The sequence below is a fragment of the Streptomyces sp. CWNU-52B genome (assembly GCF_047444975.1).
Taxonomy (GTDB): Bacteria; Actinomycetota; Actinomycetes; order Streptomycetales; family Streptomycetaceae; genus Streptomyces.
In genome coordinates, this window is record NZ_JBLFJV010000074.1 from 1 (window position 1) to 1,489 (window position 1,489).

At 68.1% G+C, this 1,489-nt stretch carries 1 protein-coding gene; it reads left to right on the forward strand.

The window, feature by feature from the left end; genetic code table 11:
• Positions 1–86 precede the first annotated feature (86 nt).
• Positions 87–1,489, forward strand: a 1,403-nt coding sequence (locus ACLVWQ_RS40510) for an NF041680 family putative transposase (protein WP_414114345.1), incomplete at its 3' end; no start/stop codon positions are given.

Here is a 1,489-nt window from a genome sequence, read left to right on the forward strand (position 1 = left end):
CTAGGAGTTTGCCGGACGTGGGGGCGGCCTTCGTCTGATCATGTGCTCCGACCAAGGTGCACGTGACCAAGACGAAGGCCGTGAGGGTGAGTCTGCTGCCTGATGTTGCACGGAGGGAATTGTTCGCGGAAGCGTCACGCTTCCGGGTCGGGTTCTACGAGTGTCTGACCGCTCGGCGCGACGAGTTGTTCGAGCTGACGGACGCGGTGCTGTGTGCGGAGGGTGCGGTGAAGTCCCCAGTGGACCTGACATTGCTGCCCGAGCATCGGCGTGGGCACGGAGCGATGTACGGAGGCCTGAACCACGGCCGGATCGATGTCGACCAGGTGCGGACGGTGCTGGCCGGGCTGTCGCTGCCGCGGTTCGACGGCGGGCGTCTGGTCCTGGCGGTCGATGTGTCGCCGTGGCTTCGCTCCGACGCGCCATGCTCGGCCGAGCGGCTGTTCTGCCATGTCTATGGCCGGGCGAAGACGGCGTCGCAGTTCATCCCGGGCTGGCCCTACTCCTTCGTCGCCGTCCTGGAGCCGGGCGCCACATCTTGGACCGCGATCCTGGACGCGGTCCGGCTCGGACCGGCGGACGACGCCACTGCGGTCACCGCCGCCCAACTGCGGGGAGTCGTTGAACGGCTCATCGCCGCGGGCCAGTGGCGGGCCGGGGACCCGGACATCGTGATCGTCAGCGATGCCGGCTACGACGTCACCCGCCTGGCCTGGGTCCTACGCGATCTGCCGGTCGAGCTGGTCGGCCGGGTCCGCTCCGACCGCGTCATGCGATTGCCGAAGCCGCCTCGTGTCCACGACCCGAAGGGCGGCCGGCCGCCCAAGCACGGCCCGGAATTCCGCTTCACCAAGCCGGAGACCTGGCCCGAGCCCGCGATCACCACGGTCACCACAACTACCAACTATGGCAAGGCCGAGACGCAGGCATGGGATCGGGTCCACCCAAGGCTCACCCACCGCTCCTCATGGCTTGACCATGACGGCGAACTTCCCCTGGTTGAGGGCACATTGATCCGGTTGAAGGTCGAGCATCTGTCGAAGGACCGTGATGCCCCGCCGGTGTGGTTATGGTCCTCCAAGACCGGCGTCACTCCGGACGACGTGGACCGTTTCTGGCAGGCATTTCTCCGCCGCTTCGACCTGGAGCACACCTTCCGCTTCGCGAAGCAGACCCTCGGCTGGACCACTCCGAAGCTGCGTACTCCCGAGGCGGCGGACCGCTGGACCTGGATCCTGATCGTCGCTCACACGCAGCTCCGGCTCGCCCGGCCGCTCGCCGAGGACCTCCGCCGGCCCTGGGAGAAACCGACCACTTCCGACCGGATCACCCCGGCCCGGGTCCGCCGGGGGTTCAGGAACATCCGCGCTCACCTCGCCTGCCCGACCCGTGTTCCCAAACCGCGAGGCGCCGGCCCCGGACGACCACCTGGCGCCAAGAACAAACACCGGGCACCCCGCTACGACGTCGGCAAAACCGTCAAACGCCC